Origin of the sequence: Bacillus sp. HY001, assembly GCF_007558965.1 — a bacterium.
GTDB classification, from domain to species: domain Bacteria; phylum Bacillota; class Bacilli; order Bacillales; family Bacillaceae_G; genus Bacillus_A; species Bacillus_A mobilis.
Genome location: NZ_VLTE01000005.1, coordinates 483,679 through 506,946 on the forward strand (window position 1 = coordinate 483,679; position 23,268 = coordinate 506,946).

A 23,268-nucleotide genomic window follows, 5' to 3' on the forward strand; every position below is an offset into this window, starting at 1 on the left:
TCATTGTTTGTGAAATATTTCACAAGTTTGTTCGTGAGTAACACTTCATGAACTTAATATACATGAAACTATTTCATTTGTGTATGTCTATTTTGTGAATTTTTTCACAAATTAACGTAATAAAAATGCACTGCCTATATAAGCAGTGCATTTTTATTATGCTAAAGCTTGTGCTAAATCTTCAATTAAATCTTCACCGTCTTCAATACCGACAGAAATACGAATTAATGTATCTGTAATTCCTAATTCTTTGCGGCGATCTGCTGGGATTGATGCATGTGTCATTTGAGATGGGATAGAAATCAAACTTTCTACTGCTCCTAAACTTTCAGCAAGTGTAAAGTATTGTAATTTCTCTAGTACTTTATTTAATGTTTCTTCACTATCTACATCAAATGAGATAATAGCACCAAATCCATTTGCTTGTTCTGTTGCTAATTCATGGTTTTGATGTGATGCAAGACCTGGATAATATACTTTATTTACTTTTGGATGGTTATTTAAAAACTCAGCAATTGCACGTGAATTCGTTTCATGCTCTTCCATTCGAATTCCTAATGTTTTTAAACCACGAAGTAGTAAGAAGCTATCTTGCGGGCCAAGAATGCCTCCTGTTGAGTTTTGTACAAAGTGAAGGTCTTCTGCTAATTGCGGGCTATTTACAACTACTAGGCCTGCAACTACGTCACTATGACCTCCTAAATATTTCGTTGCACTATGAAGTACAATGTCTGCTCCTAAAGAAATCGGCGACTGCCAATATGGCGTCATGAATGTATTATCGATAATTGTTAATAAATCTTTCTCTTTAGCAAGAGTAGATATTTTCTTAATATCAGTAATTTTCAGTAATGGGTTCGTTGGTGTTTCCACATAAATCGCTTTCGTGTTTGGACGAATTGCTTCTACAACTTCCTCTAGATTTGTTGTATCTACAAATGTATGCTCAATACCGAAGCGGTTTAATACTTTTGTGATAACGCGGTACGTTCCACCATACACATCATCTGTTAAAATAACGTGGTCACCTTTTGAGAACAACATAATTGTAGCTGTAATAGCAGCCATTCCTGAACCAAATGCAAAACCAGCATGACCGTTTTCTAATACAGCAATCATTTCTTCTAAAGCTGCACGTGTTGGGTTGCCTGTACGTGAATATTCATATCCTTGATGCTTACCAACTGCTTCTTGTTTGTACGTACTTGTTTGATAAATCGGTACATTTACAGATCCAGTTGAAGGTTCTCCTATGCGAATACCATGAATTAACTTTGTCTTTGCTCTCATTTTTTATTCCCATCCTTTGTATATGTCTTTACTTAAATAGCGCTCACTACTATCAGGAAAAATCGTTACAATGTTTGTACCTGGCGCCGCTTTCTCTGCTTCAAGTAAACTTGCATGAAATGCTGCTCCTGACGAGCTCCCAACAAGCAGTCCTTCTTTTTGAGCTAATTCCTTCACTCGTAAAAATGCATTTCGATCAGAAATTGTATGAATTTCATCAAAATAAGATGTTTTCAAAAATGGTGGGATGAATTCAAGGCCAATCCCTTCTGTTTCATGCGAACCAGCTTTACCACCATTTAAAATGGACCCTTCTGGTTCCACAATAACCGTTTTTATATCTACATTTTTTTCTTTCAAATAAGATGCAGTCCCCATGAATGTACCACCAGTTCCTGCTCCAGCAACAAATATGTTAATCTCTCCGTTCAGTGCCAACCAAAGTTCAGGACCTAGTGTTTTGAAATAAGCACGCGGGTTTGCTTCATTCGCAAACTGACTTGGAGAGTACGAATTCGGTATTTCATTTACTAATTCTTTTGCTTTTGCAATTGCACCGGTCATTCCTTGCTCAGTTGGTGTATGCACAACCGTTGCGCCTAGTGCTTTCATTAATTCTTGTTTTTCAATACTAAATTTCTCTGGTACACAAACAATAACGCGTAAATCATGTTGTAACGCTGCAAGTGCCAGTCCAATACCAGTATTTCCAGCAGTCGGTTCAATAATTGTTCCACCCTGGGTAACAAGCCCTTTTTCTAGCGCATCTTCGATTAATTCTCTTCCTAAACGGTCCTTAACGCTTCCACCTGGGTTATAAAATTCAAGCTTTGCAAATAAACGGACCCCTTCTGGAAGTGAAAAACGAGTAATTTCTACAATTGGTGTATGACCAATCAACTCATGAACTCCACGATATACATTCATCGTGTTCTCCCCCTTATTTGCCAATAAAGAAAAGGCAACTGTATGTATTTTCTTTATATGAGACAGTTGCCTTTTTGTTACATTACTTTAACTCTTCTAGTACTTTTACGATAAAGTTTGTAGAATGAAGAGCTGCTTGATCTAAAAATTGATCAAATGAAACATTTGATTCTTTACCAGCAATATCAGAAAGTGCACGAATAATAACAAACGGAACTTCATATTGGTGGCATACTTGTGCAACAGCTGCTGCTTCCATTTCTACTGCATAAAGATTTTCAAATTTATCACGAATTGCTGCAACGCGGTTTGGATCACTCATAAATGAATCACCTGTTGCAATCATACCTTTTACAACTTGGATATTTTCTTCTGTCTGCATACATTTCTCAGCTAATGCAACTAATGCTTCATCAGCCTTGAATCCAGGCGGCATTCCTGGTACTTGACCATACTCATAGTTAAATGCTGTTACATCTACGTCATGATGACGAACTTCTGTTGAAATAACTACATCTCCAACATTTAGAGAATGATGGAAGCCACCAGCTGAACCAGTATTAATTACTTTTTCAGGCTTATATCTTTCTAATAAAATTGTCGTTGACATCGCTGCATTTACTTTACCAATACCAGACTTTAACAAGATTACTTCATGTCCTGCTAATTGTCCTTTCGTAAATTCACAACCTGCAACCGTTTCTGTTTCTGCTTGTTCTAATTTGTCACGTAAAATACGTACTTCTTCTTCCATTGCTCCAATTACAGCAATTCTCAATCTAATCCCTCTTTCTATTGCTTAGTTGCCTCCATTACCCAAACGAAATGATTTAATCTCGTAAACGTTACATGGAAGCCATTGTTTTCAAAAATAGACTGCATGACCGGAATACGTGTATAGTATTCCGTTTGCAAATCGTTTGCTAACTGATGGAAACCTCTTTGTTTTGCTGTTTCAACAGTTTTATCATATGCATCTTGATCTGCAAATATCGTATCAGCAAACACTATTTTACCACCTTTGTTTAGCAATTGACTATACTTCGCAATCGCTACATTTTTTTCATCATCTGTTAAATGATGAAATGCATAGGTGCTTACTATGGTATCAATTGAATTTGGGACTTCAAACGAAAGAAAATCACCTTCTGTAATGGAAAACTCTTGCGGTAATTTCTCTTTTGCAATCATACGCATTTCACGTGACGGTTCTATACCGTAAACTGTGCGGCCAGCAAGTAATAATTGATTTGTTAAATTACCTGTACCAACACCAAATTCTAATACATTACCAAATGACTTGTTAACTACATCCTCTAGAATGTCCTCATAACGGGCGAAAACTTCTTTATATTGTATATCTTCGCCTTGTACAAATGAGTCGTACGTATGAGCCCACTCATCAAATAAACCATTAAATTCTGTACCCATAAAAATTCCCCTTTTTCTTATCGGTTTTATCAGTATAATATGCCCTCTTTCCAAAAATGTCAATTGAAATGTACATGGTATTTCCTTCTTTTCTTTGTTACACTATAGTTGATTACATAGGAGAGGGGTCGTCTTCGTGTCATTTACCTTTGAAATGTTAGAAGATAAAGTAGAGTTTTTCGAAGCAGGAGACTTAGCTTCTTTGGAACGAAAAATTAGTGAACAAATCGATAATAATAAAGCACTTATGCTTGAAGTTCATCACATCTCGCATCAAATGGTTATGGATCCCGAAAGCAAAAGACCATATTATAGCGCGGTTGTTCATTTTAAATTAAAGAAATTACGCTAACTAAAAAAGAGAAGCCCCTAAGGAGCTTCTCTTTTTTAGTTTAGAGTTTGAACAAGTACTGGTTTCCAGCCCTCATTGTCTACCCAATCAATATTCACATAATATTTTTTGCCTGATTGTTTATCTTGTACGTTACCGTAAGCTTTATTCTTACCGTTATTTCCAATTCTATGGATAACTAATTGCTCTACTGGAACGTCAATTGCAGCTGAAATAGCTTGATTCATCTCATTCCAATCTGCTGTACCTTTTTTAAACGTCATCGCAGGTGTTGCACCTTGCTCTGTACCTACTGGCTTCCATGAAGGTTTCGTATAAGCGTCAGTTGCCTTTGGCTGTGTTTTTTCAGCTGATACCTTCTCGTTAGCTTTCGCTTCTTCTTCAGCTTTTTTCTGTTCTTCTTCAGCCTTTTGCTTCTCTTCTTCCTGTTTCTTAGCATCTGCCTTATCTTGCTCGTTCTTCTTCGTCTCTTCTTTGCCTTTAGCTTTCTCAGCCTTATTCTCTTTCGTTGTTTGCTGAGCTACTTTTTTATCACTAGAAGACGCTTGTTCTTTTCTTTCAGGAACAAACAATTGATATGATACAATAGCTACTAATATTAATACAATTGCAATTGCAATATTTAAAACACCGTTTTGACGACGTTTTTGTTGTTTCTGTTGGAATCTAGATCCTCCTGCCATTCTTCAAACCTCCATGCAGTTTTTCATACTTGCTATTGTAACATTAAATCTAGAAAGGTTGAACATTTACAATAATATTTTCACGAAATGAAAACATTTCACTATGAATTGCAAGATTACTTTTCATTCTCTAATCGATAGATTGATTCTACGATAGCTTTGAAAATAGGTGTAACTTTATTTTCACTGCTATTCGTTTCTATATCCACGACAACTAAAGCATATCTTGGATTTTCATATGGAAAATAACCTGCAAACCAACGATTCACTTTCGCCCCTTTTCCTGTTTGCGCTGTCCCAGATTTTCCGGCGACACTTAGTGGCAACGACCTGAATGCGGCTCCTGTTCCTTTCTCTGTTGTTACAACGCCCCTTAATAACTCTTGTAATGTTTTCACCGCTTCATACGAAAGCTGTTTTCCACCTAATGTATGGTCTTCAAATGTATAAAAGTCCGTTCCATTTTTATATATTATTTTTTCTACAGCTTTCACTTCCATCTTTTCTCCATCCCTAGCAATCGTCGCCATCATATTTGCAATCGCTAGAGGTGATATACGTACATCTTTCTGTCCAATTGCTGTTTGCGCTACCGCCTTTTTACTATTCTTATTTCCTTCACTTCCCCAAATCGTAACCTTCTTCTCCTCTGGCATTTGCTCAAAATGAGTTGTATGAAATACAGAACCTTTCCATCCAACCTTACCAGCGGCTCCTAACGCTGCTACGTAAGTTTCTAACACCATCTTATCCTTTTGTATTAGCTCATTACCTAACTCTGAAAATGTCCTGTTACAGCTTCTAGCAAAGCTCTCTTTAAAACTAAGTGTACCCATCATAACTTGCGGGTGGTCTTCACCATATAAATCTTGATTACAATTAAATGTACGATTCAACACATTTTCATTTTGATCAATCACTGCTGCTGCCACTATTGTTTTAAAAACAGAACCGGGAAAATGTGGTGTTAACATTTGATTTTCAAGTGTAGTTGTATATAAACGCTCATCCTTCACCTGTACAGATGGTTTACTGACCATCGCTAAAATTTCATTTTTCTTTACATCAAGTAATACTAGTCCTCCCTTCTTTATTTCGCTTGCTTCAACCACTTCTTCTGCTTTTTGCTGTAATCCGTTATGTAAAGTAGTTTGAATCGTCACCGGATAAAATGGATTTCCAGGCGCAGTATATTTCGCTTGTTTTCCAAAAATCGGTTCTCCTTGTCGGTCCACTTGATACAATACTTTTGCCTCTCCATCGGTCAAAAGAAATTCATCAAATGATTGCTGCAATCCTGAAATGCCAATTGGCGTTTGCCTTGAAATTCTTCTTACTTCTCCGTATCGTTTTTGAAATTCTCGTTCATTCTCCCCTACATTGCCAATTAAATGATTCATCGCGCCAGTTTGCCGTAAACGAACTTCAGCTGCTACAATACCTAATACATTTAATTGATTCACCTTCTCCATCTGCTCTCGTGCCAAGTGAAATGGACCATTTCCCCTTTGCATGATAAATGCACTTTTCTTGTCTTTCATTTGACTTTCAATCTCTTGTCTCGACACACCAATGATATGCGCAATTTTCTCTAACATGTCATTTTTTATTTGTAGAAATGGAAAAATAATCAAAACCGGATACTTTTTCTCACCTATTTCCTTACCGTTCCGATCTATAAAATGGCCTCGTCCATCATCTACCGTAACGGACTGCGTCCGTTGTGTAACACTTTTTTCAATTAAATTTATCTTACGATTTGTAAATGATTCTGTATCTATAATTTGTATTTGAATTAAACGACAAAGTAAAATAAACATGACACCTATAAAACAAATTAAAACAATTGTAATTCTCCGTTTTATTTTCATAAAAAAACACCTCGTCTATTATAGTTTAGACGGAGTGTTTCATCTTTTATACAAATAAAAAATCACTCGCTTTTACACGAGTGATTTTTTATTATTTTACAGAGATAATCTCTACTTGCATTTCTCCACCTGGAGTTTGGATTGCTACCTTCTCACCAATTTGCTTACCTAATAAGCTTTTTGCAATTGGAGAATCGTTAGAAATTCTTCCTTCAAATGGATCTGCTTCTGCGCTACCTACGATTGTGTAAGATTCTTCATCTCCACCTGGTAACTCTTTAAATGTTACTGTTTTACCTAGTGTAACAACTGTAGATTCTTCGCCATTATCTGTGATGATAACTGCGTTACGAATCATGTTTTCTAATTGTGTAATACGTCCTTCTACGAACGCTTGCTCATCTTTCGCTGCATCGTACTCAGAGTTCTCAGAAAGATCTCCGAAGCTACGTGCAATCTTAATGCGCTCTACAACCTCTTTACGTTTTACCGTTTTTAAATCTTCAAGTTCGTTCTCTAGCTTTTGCTTACCCTCTTGCGTCATAGGGTATGTTTTTTCTGTTGCCATATTTTCCACTCCTTTTATATACCAATCCCCCGAAAAAAAGAGGAGTTCCATATGAAAACTCCCCCACTTATATGTATAGCGGAGGTTTCTAGCACGCCTGTACTAGCGGAGTTGTCACATACAACCCCGTATTCCCAATTCTTCTTTATATAAAGAAGATATGTATGGAAAGTTGATATAAATATGCCCTCACCTATATATAGATGAGGTTGCATGTTTCATTGTATTCGATAGGAAGGGAAAAAATCCCTTCCTATCGTATATCTTTTACTATGCTATTACAAATTTACTTTTTGTTCAAGAATTGTTGCAATTTTTGTCACCATAATATCAATTGCAACATGGTTTTGTCCACCTTCAGGGATAATAATATCCGCAAATTTCTTAGAAGGCTCAATAAATTGATTGTGCATTGGACGTACAACACTTACGTATTGATCAATAACTGAATCCATCGTACGACCGCGCTCTTTAATATCACGCTGCATGCGGCGTAAAATACGAAGATCTGCATCTGTATCAACGAATAGCTTAATGTCCATTAACTCACAAAGACGTGGGTCTTCTAAAATAAGAATTCCTTCTAAAATGATTACATCTTTCGGCTCAACTGGAATAACTTCTTCTGAACGCGTATGCAATGTATAGTCATATACAGGCTTATCAATTTGCTCATATGCAAGCAACTGCTGCAAATGTTCAATTAACAGATCATTATCAAACGCAAGCGGATGATCATAATTTGTTTTTAAACGCTCTTCCATTGGTAAATGGCTTTGATCTTTGTAATAATAATCTTGCTCTAAGATTAAAATAGAATGACCTTTAAAATGGTCAAAAATCGCTTTCGTTACACTCGTTTTACCTGATCCCGAACCACCAGCAATTCCAATTACAACAGGCTTATTCGTCCCCATTCGACTATCACTCTTTCTTATTGAAGTATGTTTTTGCGCATCATATTATTCACATACACTGGTTGATCCACTTTGAATTTCACGATTTGCAACGGATGTCTCGCTGCATCTAATTCGTTTCCATCCTCATCCCAAATTTTCTCCACCGTCTGCGTAAAGTTTTCTATTTCTGGCCCAAAGAACTCCACTTCATGTCCTGGTTTGAAATGATTACGTTGCTCAATCGTTACGATGCCCGTTTCTTCATTATAATCTAACACTAAACCAGCGAAATCATACGTTGTTTTCTTACTATGATTTCCAAACATTTGCTCTTGATGTCCTGGAACCCCTTCAAAGAATGCGGGAGCTGTATCACGATTTGCACATTTATCAAGCTCATCTAACCATTCTTGTTTAAACTCAAAATTATCCGGATCCGCACAATACGCATCAATTACTTTACGGTATACCGTTGCTACAGTCGCTACGTAATGGATTGATTTCATACGTCCTTCAACTTTTAAGCTATCAATTCCAATTTCAATCATTTTCGGAATTGATAAAATTAAATTTAAGTCTTTTGGACTCATTGCAAAGTGAGCATCTTCTTCTTGGAATAGAGGCAGCTCTTTTGCATCTTTATGTTGTGATACTGTTTGAACTAAATCATAGTCCCAACGGCAAGATTGACAACAACCACCACGGTTAGAGTCACGTGCTGTCATATGGTTACTTAACGTACATCTGCCTGAATATGCGATACACATTGCACCATGGACGAATGCTTCAATTTCAATATCCACTTTTTCTTTAATTTCTTTCATTTCTTCATAGCTTGCTTCACGAGCTAATACAAGACGATGTAAACCTTCTTCTTTCCAATACTGTGCTGCTTTCCAGTTGGATAGTGATTGTTGTGTACTTAAATGCACTTCAACAGAAGGCGCTACACGTTTACAAGTCTCAATAATAAGCGGATCAGCAACGATAATTCCCGTTACGCCAGCTTTTTCAATCCCTTTTAAATATTCCTCTAGCCCGTCCATATTTTCATTATGTGCAAAGATATTTGTTGTTACATATATTTTTGCTCCATATTTCTTTGCAAATTCAACACCTTCTGCCATATCTTCCAGTGTAAAGTTACCTGCATTCGAACGAAGACCAAATTCTTGTCCACCTAAATATACAGCATCTGCCCCATAATGGATAGCTACTTTTAATTTTTCTAAGTTACCCGCAGGGATTAACAGTTCAGGTTTCTTCACAATAACGCGTTTGCCATCGACTACTCGTGAAATTTCTTGTACAGTCATTTCCTACACCCTCCTCGTTTAGTAAACCGTCTCTTTAAAGAAGAATCCCGTGTCTAACGGACGATTCACTGGTTGCATTTCTTCTATCTCTTTATATAAATCGTCTTTCACGTCATAATACGCATCACGATCTTCTACACATAAATCAATTGCTTTACGATATTTCTTCGTTACCTCAATAATGTATGCAGAGCTTTTTAGTACACCATCAATTTTTAAGCTAGCGACTTCAGCATCAATTAGCTCTTCTAACTCATCGATGAAACAAATATCATTTGGACTCATAATGTGAGTACCATTTTCATCTTCATAAATTGGATATTTATTGTTACGCTCTGGGTCATATAAGAACATATTCTCTTCATATTTTTTCTTTTCAATGTCAAGATTACGTCCTTGGTACTCAAAGTAGTTTCCTACTAATGAACGCTTCGATTGGAACATACAAGTCATACCGTGAATTTGTACTTCAAGTTCCACTTCAGCATTTTCTTTTAATTCAACAATTTCATCTAAGCTAAGCTCACGAGCTAATACAGCACGTTTTGCTCCCCTTTGTCCCCAGTAGTTACAAGTAAACCAGTTAGTTGCTGTTGTTTCTGTATTCCAGTGCAATTGCATATTTGGCGCTACTTCTCGGACCGCCATTAATACTGCTGGATCTCCGAAAACAATTGCATCTACACTTACTTCGTTTAAAAATGCAACATAATCTGTTAATTCATCTACTTTATCATTGTGAAACATAGCGTTCATTGCTACGTATACTTTCACACCATTTTCATGTGCAATCTTCACAGCTTGTTTCACATCTTCACGTGAAAATTCCCCTGCTAAACGTAAACCGAACTTTTGCTCACCGATCATTACCGCATCAGCTCCTGCTTTCGCAAGAGGTTCAATATCCGCCACTGCTTTTGGCGTTACTAACAATTCAGGTTTCTTCATACCTTGGTCACCCTCTCTTTTTACTAACAGCTACTCCATCACCAATTGGGAAAATCGTTGTATCATATCCTTCATGATTCATAAGCCATTCATTGTACGTCTTAATACGACGGATTAAACCACGTGTACGTCTGTTTTCAATTTTCTCTTTTGTCGTTACAAGCCCATGGTACATAACATTATCTGAAATAATTACGCCACCAGGATTTAATAACGGTTCATATAAGTCAAAAAAGCGACGATATTGTCCTTTTGCTGCATCAATAAAAATAACGTCAAATGTTCCATGTTCTTCTACTTGCTCGCCCGTTTCTAACGCATCACCGTAAATAACGGAAATACGTTCTTTAACTGGTGAACGTTCTATATATTCAAGTGCTTTTTCATATCGCTCGCGATTGCGTTCAACTGTCACAATACGAGAATTTGGAATAGCTTGCATCATACGAATACTAGAATAACCAATTGCTGTACCAAGCTCTAAAATACTTTTTGGTCCAATTAAACGTAAAAATTGCAACATAAATTCCATTCCAAGTCGATCCATAATCGGCACATGATTTTCTTTCGCATAGTCTTCCATTTCAAGAATTAATTTATCTTTCGGATCAATAAATGATAATAGGTACTCGTTAACTGCATCCTCCATAATGGTCCTCCTTATTTACATGGAGAAGTGCCTCTATGACGTCTTTTCACACATAGAATGCAATAAAAATACAAGCCATTTTCACCCTTAGCTTGTACGTCCCGTTTTGATATTAAAAACGATTCTTCTGCCAGTTTTTAACCCGATATATTTTACCATAAAAAAGAGGGATGTGCGACCTTTTTCGCTATCCCTCCCCATTTCACTGTTTTTTCGTAATATATTTTTGCTTTAATGCATTATGCTCGTCTAATGTTTTCGCATAGTACACTTCACCAGTTGGTGCAGCTAAGAAATAATAATAATCTGTTTGCGCAGGTTCTAACGCCGCCTCCACTGAATGTTTACCCGAGTTTGCGATTGGACCAACTGGCAATCCTTTCACAACATACGTATTGTATGGTGAGTTTATCTTTAAATCTTCGTATAATACACGTTGTTTATGCTTTCCAAGTGCATATAATACCGTTGGATCAGTTTGCAGTGGCATACCTTTCGCTAAACGATTGTAAAAGACACTAGAGATTTTTTGACGATCTGTAAAGCCTGTTGCCTCTTCTTCAATAAGTGAAGACAATGTTAAAAGCTGATGAACATCCCAGTTCTTCGCTTTCATTTTTGCCTCGTTTTGAACAATGATTGCATTCGTTTTCTCAAGCATTGGAATTACGATTTCTTCTAACGTAGTATCTTTTTTATAGAAAGAGTATGTCGCAGGATATAAATAACCTTCTAATGGATATTTAATATTGCTATCAAAGATTTTATCCGTTAATAACTTCGGATACTTTTGCTGCATTTTTTGAATAAATGCTTTATCGTTTAATTGACGTACAACATCATCTTTATTCCACTTTAATTCGTTTGCAACCGTTTCTGCAATTTCAGTTACTTGCGCACCTTCTTTTATCGTCACTTTATAAAGAGCTGGACGATGAACGTTACCAGATGACATTTGTTCAATCACATCTGAGGCACTCATTGAAGGATTTAATAAATATGTACCCGCTTGTAAATTTTTCGATTTAGCCTTTGTATAAAAACTAAAAACTGTACCGTTTTTCACAGCACCTTTTTCTTCTAAAATCTCACCAATTTTACTAGTAGATGACCCCTTGGGAATTTCTACTTCAATCTCTTTTTTATTCCCGCTATCAACTGGTCCTAATGCGGATGAAATATACGCATAGACTGAACCACAAACTAAAAGCAGTGCAATAATCGAAAATAAAAAAAGACGTCTACGCTTCTTTTTCACTTGATTCTCTATCAACACTCTTCCTCCTTAATTAAATTGTAGACCGCATGTATATCTTTCTATACAACACGACATAAAAACACAATAAATTTATTTATCTTTTTTAGATAGACATTTTATTTTTCTACAATCCGTCTCATTATACTACAAAGGATTGCAAGGTTTCGACAAAAAATCTTTCATTTTACATATAAAAAAAGATGGACTATATGTCGTCCATCTTTTCAGTACTTATTATTCAGCTTCTTGCTCATCAGCTAGAGTGTTGAACATTTCTTGTACCATTTCCCACTCTTCTTCAGATTCGATTGGAAGTAAACTTCCGCCCTCTTCTTCATTTTGCTCATAAGCCATTGCGTCATAAATTGGGTCTCCATCTTCGTCTACTTCACCGATTGGAGAGAAGACTACGTATGATTTTTTGCCAAATTTTTCAGCATCAAAAGTGAAAATAATTTCACATAAATGTTCGTTACCTTTTTCGTCTACAATTGTAATTTGATTTTCTTCCATTTTGGTCACCTCTTATTTACTATCTAAAAATCCTTGTAAGATTACGACTGCAGCCATCTTATCGATTACTTGCTTTCGCTTCTTACGGCTTACATCAGCTGAAATGAGCAGACGTTCCGCTGCCATCGTCGACAAACGCTCGTCCCACATTACAACGTCTAATTGTAACAGCTCTCGTAGGTTTTCTGCAAATTGTTGGCACGCTTCACCACGTGGGCCAATTGTACCATTCATATTTTTAGGTAAACCTACTACTATTTTGTCCACATTGTACTGCTTTACTAACTCAGAAATACGGTCAAAACCAAAGTTGCCTCGTTCTTCGTTAATCCTGATTGTTTCCAGTCCTTGCGCTGTCCAGCCCATTTCGTCGCTCATTGCAACTCCGACTGTTTTTGTACCTACATCTAAACCTAATATCCGCATAAACTACTCCTCACGATGATGTTTCAAGTAAGACTTCACAAGCTCTTCAATTAACTCATCACGTTCAAGCTTGCGAATGATGCTGCGTGCATCTTTATGGCGAGGTATGTATGCTGGGTCTCCACTTAATAAATAACCGACGATTTGGTTAATCGGATTATAACCTTTTTCTTGAAGTGCATCATACACAGTTAAAAGTACATCATTAACATGGACACTCTGTTTTTCATCTTGAATGCTAAACTTCATTGTTTTATCAAAACCGTCCATTTCAAGCACCTCACTTATATAGTAAGTATAGGGAGAAGAACTTCTCCTCTCCCTACCATTGTACACTACTATCTCTTTATTTTGAAACAGATTTAACGTACTCTTGCACAAATGCTAAAGCTTCCTCAACTTGCGCTGGGTTTTTACCGCCCGCTTGTGCCATATCAGGACGGCCACCACCGCCACCGCCACAGCGAGAAGCTACTTCTTTCACAAGTTTACCAGCATGGTATCCTTGGCTAATTAAATCTTTCGTTACGCCAGCTAAGATGTTTACTTTATCATCATTTACAGACGCTAATACGACAACTGCAGATTCTAATTTATTTTTTAGGTCATCCATCATCGTACGTAAGTTGTTCATATCTGCAACATTTACTTTTGCTGCTAATACGTTCACACCATCAACTGTCATTACTGAATCAGTTAAGTTTCCAGCTTCAATATTGCTTAATTTTGCTGCAAGAGATTCGTTTTCTTTTTGAAGTTGTTTTACTTCAGCAAATAACCCGTCAACTCTTGTTAAAATATCTTTCGGATTTGTTTTCATTTTTCCTGCTGCTTCTTTTAATAAACCTACTTGATCGTTCATTAATTCGTATGCAGACTTACCAGTTACCGCCTCAATACGACGCGTTCCTGCACCGATACCAGACTCAGCAACGATTTTGAAAATACCGATAGAAGCTGTGTTATCAACGTGACAACCACCGCAAAGCTCTAAGCTGTAATCGCCAACTTGTACAACGCGTACAACATCACCGTATTTTTCACCGAATAATGCCATTGCGCCCATTTCTTTCGCTTCTTCGATTGCTTTTTGAGAAATCTCAACATCAATACTTTCCCAAATTTTCTCGTTTACGATACGCTCAATTTTTTCTAATTCGTCAGCTTGTACTTGACCGAAGTGAGAGAAGTCAAAGCGTAAACGTTCAGAAGTTACAAGAGAACCCGCTTGGTTTACGTGCGTTCCAAGTACGTCTTTTAATGCTTGGTGTAGTAAGTGAGTTGCTGTATGGTTTTTCACAACGCTACTACGGTTCTTTGTATCAATGATTGCTTTCACAGCAGCATCTTTCGTTAATGTACCTTCTTCAACAACAACTTTGTGCAAGTTTTGGCCGTTTGGTGCTTTTTGTACGTCTTTTACAAGAACTTTCACGCCGTCAGCAAGAAGGTAACCACGGTCTGCAATTTGTCCACCGCTCTCAGCATAGAATGGTGTTACATCAAGCATTAATTGTCCTTCTTCGCCAGCTTGTAAGCTGTCTGTGTATTCGCCGTTTTTCACAAGTGCAACAACGTTACTTTCTGTTGCAACTGTACCGTAACCAACGAACTCACTCGCTACTTTCACTTCTCCAAGGACACCGCCTTGAACTTGCATAGAGTCAACGTCTTGACGAGCAGCACGTGCGCGCTCACGTTGTTTTTCCATTTCATTTTCAAAGCCTTCTTGATCAACTGTCATACCAGCTTCTTCTGCATATTCTTCTGTTAATTCAATTGGGAAACCGTATGTGTCATATAGACGGAATGCATCTACTCCAGAAATAACAGTTGTTTTTTCTTCTTTTGCTTTTGTGATAACTTCAGCTAAAATTGCTTCACCATCATGAAGTGTTTCGTGGAAACGCTCTTCTTCGTTTTTCACAACTTTTGCGATGAAATCTTTCTTCTCAAGTACTTCTGGGTAGAAGTCTTTCATTACTTCTCCAACAACCGGCACTAATTCAAACATGAATGGACGGTTGATGTTTAATTTCTTCGAATAACGAACAGCGCGGCGTAATAAACGACGTAATACATAACCACGGCCTTCGTTAGATGGAAGAGCACCGTCACCAACAGCAAATGTTACTGTACGGATATGGTCAGCAATTACTTTAAACGCCATATCTTTTTCTAAGTCACCATTACGATACTTCTCACCAGAGATTGATTCTGTTGCACCAATCATCGGCATGAATAAGTCTGTGTCAAAGTTTGTAGGTACATCTTGAACGATAGATGTCATACGCTCTAGACCCATCCCTGTATCGATGTTCTTCTTAGGAAGTGGTGTATATGAACCGTCTGGATTATGGTTAAATTGAGAGAATACAAGGTTCCATACTTCTAAGTAACGCTCATTTTCTCCGCCTGGATATAATTCTGGGTCACTAAAGTCATTACCATAAGCTTCTCCGCGGTCATAGAAAATCTCTGTATTCGGTCCACTTGGTCCTTCACCGATATCCCAGAAGTTTTCTTCTAAACGGATGATACGCTCTTTTGGAACACCCATTTTCTCATTCCAAATTGTGAATGCTTCTTCATCTTCTGGATGGATTGTAACTGAAAGTAATTCTTTATCGAATCCAATCCATTTGTCACTCGTTAAGAACTCCCAAGCCCAAGTAATTGCTTCTTCTTTAAAGTAATCACCGATTGAGAAGTTTCCTAACATTTCAAAGAATGTATGGTGACGAGCTGTTTTCCCTACGTTTTCAATATCGTTTGTACGAATTGATTTTTGAGCATTTGTAATACGTGGATTTTGCGGGATTACACGTCCATCAAAATATTTTTTTAATGTTGCTACACCACTGTTAATCCATAAAAGAGATGGATCTTCATGTGGAACTAGTGATGCACTAGGTTCTACTGCATGTCCTTTTTCTTGGAAAAAGTCTAAAAACATTTGACGAATTTGTGCGCCTGTTAGTTGTTTCATTGTATTTTCCTCCTTAAATATAAAAAACTCCCGCCCCTATAAAAGGGACGAGAGTTAACTCGCGATACCACCCTAATTATGAATTGATTACTATAACAATCAACTCATCACCTCATGGTGCCGTAACGTGGCAAAACGGCAGTGATTAGCTGCTCTCAGGATTAGCTTTCTGTTACCCTTCATTTAAAGCTTCTTTCAGCCATATGGAAGCTTCTCTCTATAAATGGACTGTAACGTACTTGTTCCGTCATTGATTTAATGTATTATATGACTAAATATAATAGAATTCTCTTAAGTTTGTCAATGTAGATAATCATTTATATTATATCAATTGCTTATTAATCATAGCTATTCTACTAGTCATTCTTAACAGCCTTTTCATATATTATGCATGTATCAATAAATTGTACTACCTCTACAAACTTTTCTGAATATTATATTTTTGTTATAATTAAATTATCAACAATAAAGGAGCGATTACAATGACAACCTTATTAAGCAAAGCCAAAACCATACTAACGACTGACGAAGCAATATTGTTTTACGTAGCATGTTCATTAGATATATTTATTTATCGCTCCGTCGCAAGGCCAGGGCTGTTAATTTTAACGAACAAACGGCTCTTCTTTTATGGACCAGATGTAAGTAAGAATTCATTATTTGAGGAGTACTCTTTCGAAAAAATTTCTGACCTAAAAGAACAAAAGCGTCTTTTCAGCAATCAAATTATCTTTATGTATGATCATGAATGGAAAAAAATAAAACATATTCAAACAAATGATGTAAGCTCTCTCGTTCAACAAATACACGAGCAACTCTCAAAATAATGAAAGCCCTCTACCTTTATAGGTAGAGGGCTTTCTTATTACACATTTTCTTTTTTCCAAAGAGGTCTTACATGAACGATCACTGTACGAATGACCGCTAAAATTGGAACTGATATGAGTAATCCTACAATTCCTGCCACTTCTCCTCCAACTAGTAATGCCAGCATAATAATAACAGGATGCATACGAAGCGACTTACCAACGATGTAAGGGGACAAAATGTTACTTTCCAAAAACTGCAAAATAGCAATTGTAATTCCCGCCTTAATAAGTAAACTCGTTGATACCGTTGCCGCAATCATTAATGTCGGGATTGCTCCTAAAATAGGACCGAAGTACGGGATTATATCCGTTACCCCAATAATAATGCCGAGTAATAATGGATATTTCATACCGATAAACCAAAAAGAAAGAACAGATACGCCCCCTAATACTAAGCAAACAAATAACTGTCCTCGAATATAACTTCCGAGTGACTTATCAATTTCTTTCGCTAGCATTTGTCCAGTACTCCGCCACTTACTCGGGACTAGTTTCCAAAAGATATGATAAAACTCACCGTAATCTTTTAATATGTAAAATACAATGAACGGTATTAAGAAAATAATGAGTAACGAATCGAGTACACCACGAGCTGTGCTCATCACTTTATTCAAAAGTGACTGTATCTTCGTTTCTACCCCACCAAAAATTTGTTTCACCTTTTCATGAATAAATGACGGAAAATTCGCTGTTTGTTCCGTAACGCCATCCATCCAAGAATCATACATTTTTGTAAACTGCGGGAATTGTTCATTGATTTCTTGTAATTGCTTAATCACAACTGGCGTTCCTTTATAAATTCCATAACCAATTCCACCAAAGAAAAGGATGTAAATGAGCAAAATAGCGAGTGTGCGCGGCATCCCTTCCTTATGAATTTTTTCAATTAAAGGATGCAATAAATACGCAATAAAACACGCAATAAGAAACGGTGTAATGGCCACTTTAAATACAAAAATAATCGGTGCCCATAGCGGCTTAATTTTTAAAAAGACGAGCAAGCAAAGAAATATGAGTAACAATAACCCTAAACGATATATCCAAATAATTTTAAGATTCTTCACACGAAAAACCTCCTCCACCTTTATTTTGAAAATAAATAGGGTAGGTTATGTGCAAAAGTTTTAAAATCTTTTTATCCAGACCATACTGTTTTGTAAAGACGTACATATACATAACATAACAAGGACAACCACCCCTGAGAATGCAGCATGAAACAATATAATCAGGAGGGTTTATGATGGTTTTATTTATGCTCGTATTATCAGCACTTTTTATGATTCTTGAATGGGTTTGTATCGGGTTTGGTATTTGGAAAGGTTTCTTTATTCGTTCCTCACGAAAAGAAAGAGCGAAGCAATTATTTCATTACGGAATGCTTGGCGTTGGATGTTACGGCCTATCTTATCTCTTCTCTGAAATTGGACTTTTATATTTGCATACAAGCGCATAAAAAAACTCCCTTATGATGAAGGGAGTTTTTTGCGCTTATAGATAAGATTTAATCATCTTACGTGCTTTTTTCATATTGCGTTTTGAAAATACATCTTGCTTGCGAGCATATTGGTATGCTGCCGCTCCAACACCTAATGCGATTAATGAATTGCGTAGATTCAAAGTAAATCCCCCTTTTCGTTATCCGATCGTTCTTTCGTTCTCATCAAATAAATCATCAAGTGAGCTTAATGAACCATCTTCTTCTACTTGATGCGTATGGATTTTCCCCTTTGAAACCGATAATTCGATATAACAATTCCAGCAATAAAATTGGTTGACACCTATTTTTCCAATGTCTTTCCCTTTGCAATTTGGACAAATGAACATATGGCTTTCATCTCCTTACAGTCTCCCAGATTCTATTCGCCATTATGTCCAAACCGCATTCATTTATACATTGCTGGAGCCTTTCAACGTTATACGTTTGAAAGTTTCACTATATAATTTCACCTTGTTACATGAAATCATACGGTGAAATGTTTTCCACGTCCATTTCTTCACCATTAACTGTTACCATCTGTACTTCTCCTTGTGATTCTTTCAAGCGACTCGCTAAAGTTGTTTGACGCATTGCATCATCAAGGCGATTTACACCAGACTGGAATGCGGATTCCTCTCCGCAAATAATAAGGAACTTCTTACTTCTTGTAATACCAGTATAAATTAAATTACGACGTAACATACGATTGTAACTTTTTACTATCGGCATAATTACGATCGGGAACTCACTACCTTGCGACTTATGAATCGAACAGCAATAGGCATGTGTAATTTGATTTAAGTCTGGCTTTGTATACGTTACTTCAATTCCATCAAATGAAACGATAATCATATCTTGTTGCTCAACGTTTTCTTTCGCATAAAACACCGAAACAATTTCTCCGATATCACCATTAAACACTTGGCTCTCCGGCTGATTAACGAGCTGCAATACTTTATCGCCTCTACGGTATACAACATCACCGTAAGCAATTTCTTTACTCTTTTCCCTTTTCGGATTAAACACTTCTTGCAACGCTTCGTTTAGTACATTAATACCAGCAGGCCCGCGGTACATCGGCGCCAATACTTGTACATCTCTTGCACTAAACCCTTTTGTCTTAGCATTGTCACAAACCTTCTTAACAACTTCAACAATTTGAGCTCCTGTACAGCCGATAAATGAACGATCTTTTTGATTTTGCGCTAAATCTGGCGGGAGCGTTCCATTTTTTATCGCATGGGCAAGTTGAATAACAGATGAGCCTTCCGCTTGACGATAAATTTCAGTAAGCTTTACTGTCGGAACTGCACCTGCATTCAATAAGTCTTTCAACACTTGTCCAGGGCCTACAGATGGTAATTGATCTTCATCGCCTACAACGATAACTTGAATATTAGTCGGCAATGACTTAAACAGCTGATTTGCAAGCCAAATATCAACCATTGAAAATTCATCAATAATGAGTAATTTCCCTTGTACCGGATCCGTTTCATTACGCTGGAAAGACCCTTCTGGCGTCCAGCCAAGTAAACGGTGAATTGTACAAGCTGGAAGCCCTGTTGATTCACTCATTCGCTTCGCTGCTCTTCCTGTTGGAGCCGTTAATAATATCGGAAATGGATTATCATCACTGTATTCATTCGGATTCAACGATAGCCCGTGAAGTGATGCATACATTTCAACAATCCCTTTAATAACTGTTGTCTTCCCTGTTCCCGGTCCACCTGTCAATAACATCATCGGTTTATGAAGTGCCGTTTGAATCGCTTCTTGCTGAAATGGTGCATACTGCACATTCAGTTGTTCTTCAATTTGACCTAACGTCTTTAACACTTCTGCTTCAGGAAATGAAGGTGTTTCCTCTTGATTCATGAGCCTGCGGATAGACTTTACAACACCTTTTTCAGAGTAGAATAACGAAGCTAAATACACTCGTTCTTCTTCTATGATAACTTTCCCTTCACTTTGCATCATTTCAACGCAACCTACAATATCTTCCTCTGTCACTCTTCCTTCTTGATTATTTAAAAGTGACATCGTTTCTCTTACGAGTTGATCTTTTCCCATATAAACGTGACCAAGTTGTAGTGATACATTTTCTAACGTATAAAAACATCCCGCACGTACACGATCATCATGATTACCCGATATCCCTAACGCACGTCCTATATCATCCGCTCTTCCAAATCCAATACCATCCACTTCTTCAATAAGCTGATATGGATTCTTACGGATCACTTCTAATGTCATCTCTTTATATTGTTGGTAAATCTTAATAGAAAGCTTCGTTCCAAAACCGTAGCCATTTAAAAAGCTCATTACTTTCTCTAGCCCTTGATGTTCAACAATCGTCTCATATATTTCCTGAGCTTTTTGTTTGTTGACAACACCATTTAGCGCATCAGGATCATCCATAATTTTAGAAATGGCATGTTCCCCGAGATGGTCCACAATTTTTTCAGCTGTACGCTTTCCGATCCCTTTAAATAAATCACTCGCTAAATATTGCACCATACCAGCTTTTGTTTGCGGTAATTCTTTCTTAAACGTTTCAACTAAATATTGTTTCCCATACTTCGGATGGTCTTTAAAATGTCCTGTCAATGTAAACACTTCATCTTCATGCATGCGGGGAAAATGACCGTTTATCATCACTTTTTTTTCATCGTACGTTTCATTCGTTTCAATGACTTTCATACTGACAACGGAATAGAGGTTTTCTTCGTTGTGGAAAATGGTATGAAGAACTTGCGCTTTTATAAACTTTTTCTCTTCCTCAAACAAATCCATTGCATGTTGATTTCCCATTCTTCCTCTCCTTTCCGGTTTCATTTCACTTTAATGAGCAGTACATCCCCCACCTTTTTAGATGAGGGATAACTACCCATTAAACTATATTTTCATCTTATTCAGCTTCTTGCTCTAATAAACGAACACCATTACCAGCTAAAAAGTGATCTGGTTGAATTTCAGTTGCTTTCTTAAATAAAGCAAGAGCCTTCTCGTTATTTTCTTCAAATACGTACGCAACACCTAAATTATAATACGCATCTGCATGCTCTTCATCCATTTCTAATACCTTTTCAAAATAAGGTTTCGCCTCTTGAATATGTTCTAAACGTGCAAAGCAAAGTCCGCACTGGAACACAGCTTCTACATCGTTTTCATCTAATTCTGTTGCTCTTTGTAAAAATGGCAGCGCAAGACGATCATTTCCAAGTTGCACATGTGTAATACCTAGCATAAATGTTACATCAGCTGATTGTAATCCAGCTTGCATCGCCTGTTCAAATACAGCTTTAGCCTCTGCAAATTGCTCTTGACCGTAATATACGTTTCCTAATCCATAATAAGCAGCAGCAGATTTATCATCTAACTCTAATGCACGTTTATAAAACAAAATTGCTCTTTCACTATCACCTAGTACATCTAATAAGTTCGCAAAATTAATGTATCCAAGCGCATCTTTCGGATTTTCTTCGATTGCTTCTGTGAAATTTTTAGCAGCTTCTTCCCAGTTTCCTTCTTGCATATATTGAATACCTGTTTCAAGTTTGTTTGACATGTCCTTCACCTCTACAACAAATTATAACAAAGAATGTATTTTCCAAGCGAACGAAAATTCGCTTTATGTAAAAGAAACCTCTAACCGCGAATCGGCAGAGGCTTCTCGTTTTATCCTAAATAATCCAATTTCTTACCGCTACGGTACACTTCATCAATTGTAGCACCGCCTAAGCACTCATCTCCATCATAGAAAACAACTGCTTGTCCTGGTGTAATTGCACGAATTGGCTCGTCACAAAGAATGCGAACTGTATTTTCATCAACGATTTGAACCGTTACTTTATTGTCTTCTTGACGATAACGGAATTTCGCTGTACATTTAAATTCTTTTTCTTTCGCTTCATTACTTACCCAACCGATATTCGTAGCAATAACTTCATCACCATATAGCAGTTCGTTATGGAATCCTTGGTCAACATATAAAATGTTTTCTTTCAAGTTTTTCCCAACAGCAAACCACGGATCACCGTTACCACCAATACCAAGGCCATGACGTTGTCCAATTGTATAGTACATTAAACCGTCATGCTTTCCTTTCACTTCACCAGATAATGTTTGCATCACACCTGGTTGTGCTGGTAAATAATTACTTAAGAAATCTTTAAAGTTACGCTCACCAATGAAGCAAATACCAGTACTATCTTTTTTCGCCGCTGTCGCTAAACCAGCTTCTTTCGCCATTTCACGAATTTGCGGTTTCTTCAGTTCACCGAGCGGGAACATTGTTTTTGATAATTGCTCTTGGCTTAATTGATTTAAGAAATACGTTTGGTCTTTATTGTCATCAACACCGCGAAGCATTTTATATTCGCCGTCCATATAAGCAACGCGTGCATAATGACCTGTCGCTACATAATCAGCACCAAGCGCAATTGCATGCTCTAAAAATGCTTTAAATTTAATTTCTTTATTACACATTACATCTGGGTTTGGTGTACGACCAGCTCGGTACTCATCTAAGAAGTACGTAAATACTTTATCCCAGTATTGTTTTTCAAAGTTTACTGCATAATACGGAATGCCAATTTGGTTACACACTTCAATTACATCATTGTAATCTTCTGTTGCTGTGCAGACACCATTCTCATCTGTATCATCCCAGTTTTTCATAAAAATTCCGATTACATCATAACCTTGCTCTTTTAATAAAAGAGCTGCTACAGATGAATCTACGCCACCGGACATCCCGATGACAACGCGTGTTTCTTGAGGTAGTTTGTTCATCATGTCAC

Annotated in this window: 25 protein-coding genes and 1 other annotated feature; of the genes, 3 read left to right on the top strand and 22 right to left on the bottom strand. The window is 37.1% G+C overall.

The features are described 5' to 3' along the window. Positions 1–156: 156 nt before the first annotated feature. The 4 genes from FOT98_RS05310 to FOT98_RS05325 form a co-directional block, all read right to left on the bottom strand. Positions 157–1,290, bottom strand: a complete 1,134-nt coding sequence (locus tag FOT98_RS05310) for a bifunctional cystathionine gamma-lyase/homocysteine desulfhydrase (protein WP_061677223.1) — start codon at positions 1,288–1,290, stop codon at positions 157–159. Between the two features lie 3 nt (positions 1,291–1,293). Continuing rightward, positions 1,294–2,217, bottom strand: coding sequence for an O-acetylserine dependent cystathionine beta-synthase (locus FOT98_RS05315; protein ID WP_061677221.1), 924 nt, complete (start codon positions 2,215–2,217; stop codon positions 1,294–1,296). Positions 2,218–2,299: 82 nt separating this feature from the next. Continuing rightward, entirely contained in the window at positions 2,300–2,995 is a 696-nt protein-coding gene (gene mtnN, locus FOT98_RS05320; protein ID WP_063260762.1) for a 5'-methylthioadenosine/S-adenosylhomocysteine nucleosidase, read from the bottom strand. A gap of 14 nt (positions 2,996–3,009) precedes the next feature. After that, positions 3,010–3,648: a class I SAM-dependent DNA methyltransferase gene (locus tag FOT98_RS05325; RefSeq protein WP_063260761.1), complete on the bottom strand. Its 639-nt coding sequence runs from the start codon at positions 3,646–3,648 to the stop codon at positions 3,010–3,012. Positions 3,649–3,784: 136 nt separating this feature from the next. Here FOT98_RS05325 and FOT98_RS05330 point away from each other — a divergent pair, with 136 nt between their 5' ends. Then, positions 3,785–4,000, top strand: a complete 216-nt coding sequence (locus FOT98_RS05330; protein ID WP_000010984.1) for a YrzA family protein — start codon at positions 3,785–3,787, stop codon at positions 3,998–4,000. A 35-nt stretch (positions 4,001–4,035) separates the two neighbouring features. On the opposite strand, the gene FOT98_RS05335 is transcribed toward FOT98_RS05330, so the two are convergent. The 12 genes from FOT98_RS05335 to alaS form a co-directional block, all read right to left on the bottom strand. Next, a complete protein-coding gene (locus FOT98_RS05335) occupies positions 4,036–4,683 on the bottom strand; it encodes a YrrS family protein (protein WP_061677217.1) in 648 nt (215 codons plus the stop codon). Between the two features lie 116 nt (positions 4,684–4,799). Next, complete coding sequence (locus tag FOT98_RS05340; protein ID WP_063260760.1) at positions 4,800–6,554, bottom strand: peptidoglycan D,D-transpeptidase FtsI family protein; 1,755 nt, start codon at positions 6,552–6,554, stop codon at positions 4,800–4,802. Positions 6,555–6,645: 91 nt separating this feature from the next. Further along, on the bottom strand, positions 6,646–7,122 hold the full coding sequence (gene greA, locus FOT98_RS05345) for a transcription elongation factor GreA (protein ID WP_000179964.1): 477 nt from the start codon (positions 7,120–7,122) through the stop codon (positions 6,646–6,648). Positions 7,123–7,400: 278 nt separating this feature from the next. Then, positions 7,401–8,039: a uridine kinase gene (gene udk, locus FOT98_RS05350; protein ID WP_000537082.1), complete on the bottom strand. Its 639-nt coding sequence runs from the start codon at positions 8,037–8,039 to the stop codon at positions 7,401–7,403. A 17-nt stretch (positions 8,040–8,056) separates the two neighbouring features. After that, on the bottom strand, positions 8,057–9,337 hold the full coding sequence (locus FOT98_RS05355; protein WP_061677215.1) for a peptidase U32 family protein: 1,281 nt from the start codon (positions 9,335–9,337) through the stop codon (positions 8,057–8,059). A gap of 18 nt (positions 9,338–9,355) precedes the next feature. Further along, the gene (locus tag FOT98_RS05360; RefSeq protein WP_061677214.1) at positions 9,356–10,285 is read right to left on the bottom strand and encodes a peptidase U32 family protein; all 930 of its coding nucleotides are present in this window, start codon (positions 10,283–10,285) and stop codon (positions 9,356–9,358) included. Positions 10,286–10,292: 7 nt separating this feature from the next. Further along, positions 10,293–10,934 (bottom strand): O-methyltransferase, encoded by a 642-nt coding sequence (locus FOT98_RS05365; protein ID WP_000389094.1) that lies wholly within the window; start codon positions 10,932–10,934, stop codon positions 10,293–10,295. A gap of 202 nt (positions 10,935–11,136) precedes the next feature. Then, complete coding sequence (gene mltG / locus FOT98_RS05370; RefSeq protein ID WP_061677213.1) at positions 11,137–12,207, bottom strand: endolytic transglycosylase MltG; 1,071 nt, start codon at positions 12,205–12,207, stop codon at positions 11,137–11,139. 219 nt (positions 12,208–12,426) lie between these two features. After that, positions 12,427–12,705, bottom strand: a complete 279-nt coding sequence (locus FOT98_RS05375) for a DUF1292 domain-containing protein (protein WP_000392245.1) — start codon at positions 12,703–12,705, stop codon at positions 12,427–12,429. A gap of 12 nt (positions 12,706–12,717) precedes the next feature. Further along, positions 12,718–13,131 carry a Holliday junction resolvase RuvX gene (gene ruvX, locus FOT98_RS05380; RefSeq protein ID WP_061677211.1) on the bottom strand — a complete coding sequence of 138 codons (414 nt, stop codon included), beginning with the start codon at positions 13,129–13,131 and terminating at the stop codon, positions 12,718–12,720. Positions 13,132–13,134: 3 nt separating this feature from the next. Continuing rightward, on the bottom strand, positions 13,135–13,401 hold the full coding sequence (locus FOT98_RS05385; RefSeq protein WP_000348590.1) for an IreB family regulatory phosphoprotein: 267 nt from the start codon (positions 13,399–13,401) through the stop codon (positions 13,135–13,137). Positions 13,402–13,477: 76 nt separating this feature from the next. Continuing rightward, positions 13,478–16,120, bottom strand: coding sequence for an alanine--tRNA ligase (gene alaS, locus FOT98_RS05390; protein WP_063260759.1), 2,643 nt, complete (start codon positions 16,118–16,120; stop codon positions 13,478–13,480). A 40-nt stretch (positions 16,121–16,160) separates the two neighbouring features. Then, positions 16,161–16,380, bottom strand: a binding site (T-box leader). Between the two features lie 222 nt (positions 16,381–16,602). Here alaS and FOT98_RS05395 point away from each other — a divergent pair. Then, on the top strand, positions 16,603–16,947 hold the full coding sequence (locus FOT98_RS05395; protein WP_063260758.1) for a PH domain-containing protein: 345 nt from the start codon (positions 16,603–16,605) through the stop codon (positions 16,945–16,947). Between the two features lie 38 nt (positions 16,948–16,985). Here the strand turns inward: FOT98_RS05395 and FOT98_RS05400 are convergent, their stop codons facing one another. Then, positions 16,986–18,053 carry an AI-2E family transporter gene (locus tag FOT98_RS05400; protein ID WP_063260757.1) on the bottom strand — a complete coding sequence of 356 codons (1,068 nt, stop codon included), beginning with the start codon at positions 18,051–18,053 and terminating at the stop codon, positions 16,986–16,988. Between the two features lie 176 nt (positions 18,054–18,229). Between FOT98_RS05400 and FOT98_RS05405 the strand changes: the two genes are divergently transcribed. Next, positions 18,230–18,442, top strand: a complete 213-nt coding sequence (locus tag FOT98_RS05405) for a hypothetical protein (protein ID WP_000242555.1) — start codon at positions 18,230–18,232, stop codon at positions 18,440–18,442. Positions 18,443–18,477: 35 nt separating this feature from the next. On the opposite strand, the gene FOT98_RS05410 is transcribed toward FOT98_RS05405, so the two are convergent. The 5 genes from FOT98_RS05410 to mnmA form a co-directional block, all read right to left on the bottom strand. After that, positions 18,478–18,606, bottom strand: a complete 129-nt coding sequence (locus tag FOT98_RS05410; protein ID WP_001053553.1) for a YrzQ family protein — start codon at positions 18,604–18,606, stop codon at positions 18,478–18,480. A gap of 18 nt (positions 18,607–18,624) precedes the next feature. Continuing rightward, the gene (locus FOT98_RS05415) at positions 18,625–18,813 is read right to left on the bottom strand and encodes a hypothetical protein (RefSeq protein ID WP_000469281.1); all 189 of its coding nucleotides are present in this window, start codon (positions 18,811–18,813) and stop codon (positions 18,625–18,627) included. Positions 18,814–18,940: 127 nt separating this feature from the next. Continuing rightward, positions 18,941–21,277 carry an SF1B family DNA helicase RecD2 gene (recD2, locus tag FOT98_RS05420; protein ID WP_063260756.1) on the bottom strand — a complete coding sequence of 779 codons (2,337 nt, stop codon included), beginning with the start codon at positions 21,275–21,277 and terminating at the stop codon, positions 18,941–18,943. A 97-nt stretch (positions 21,278–21,374) separates the two neighbouring features. Continuing rightward, positions 21,375–22,034, bottom strand: a complete 660-nt coding sequence (locus FOT98_RS05425; RefSeq protein WP_000066395.1) for a tetratricopeptide repeat protein — start codon at positions 22,032–22,034, stop codon at positions 21,375–21,377. 110 nt (positions 22,035–22,144) lie between these two features. Then, the gene (mnmA, locus tag FOT98_RS05430) at positions 22,145–23,260 is read right to left on the bottom strand and encodes a tRNA 2-thiouridine(34) synthase MnmA (protein ID WP_048531354.1); all 1,116 of its coding nucleotides are present in this window, start codon (positions 23,258–23,260) and stop codon (positions 22,145–22,147) included. Positions 23,261–23,268 lie beyond the last annotated feature (8 nt).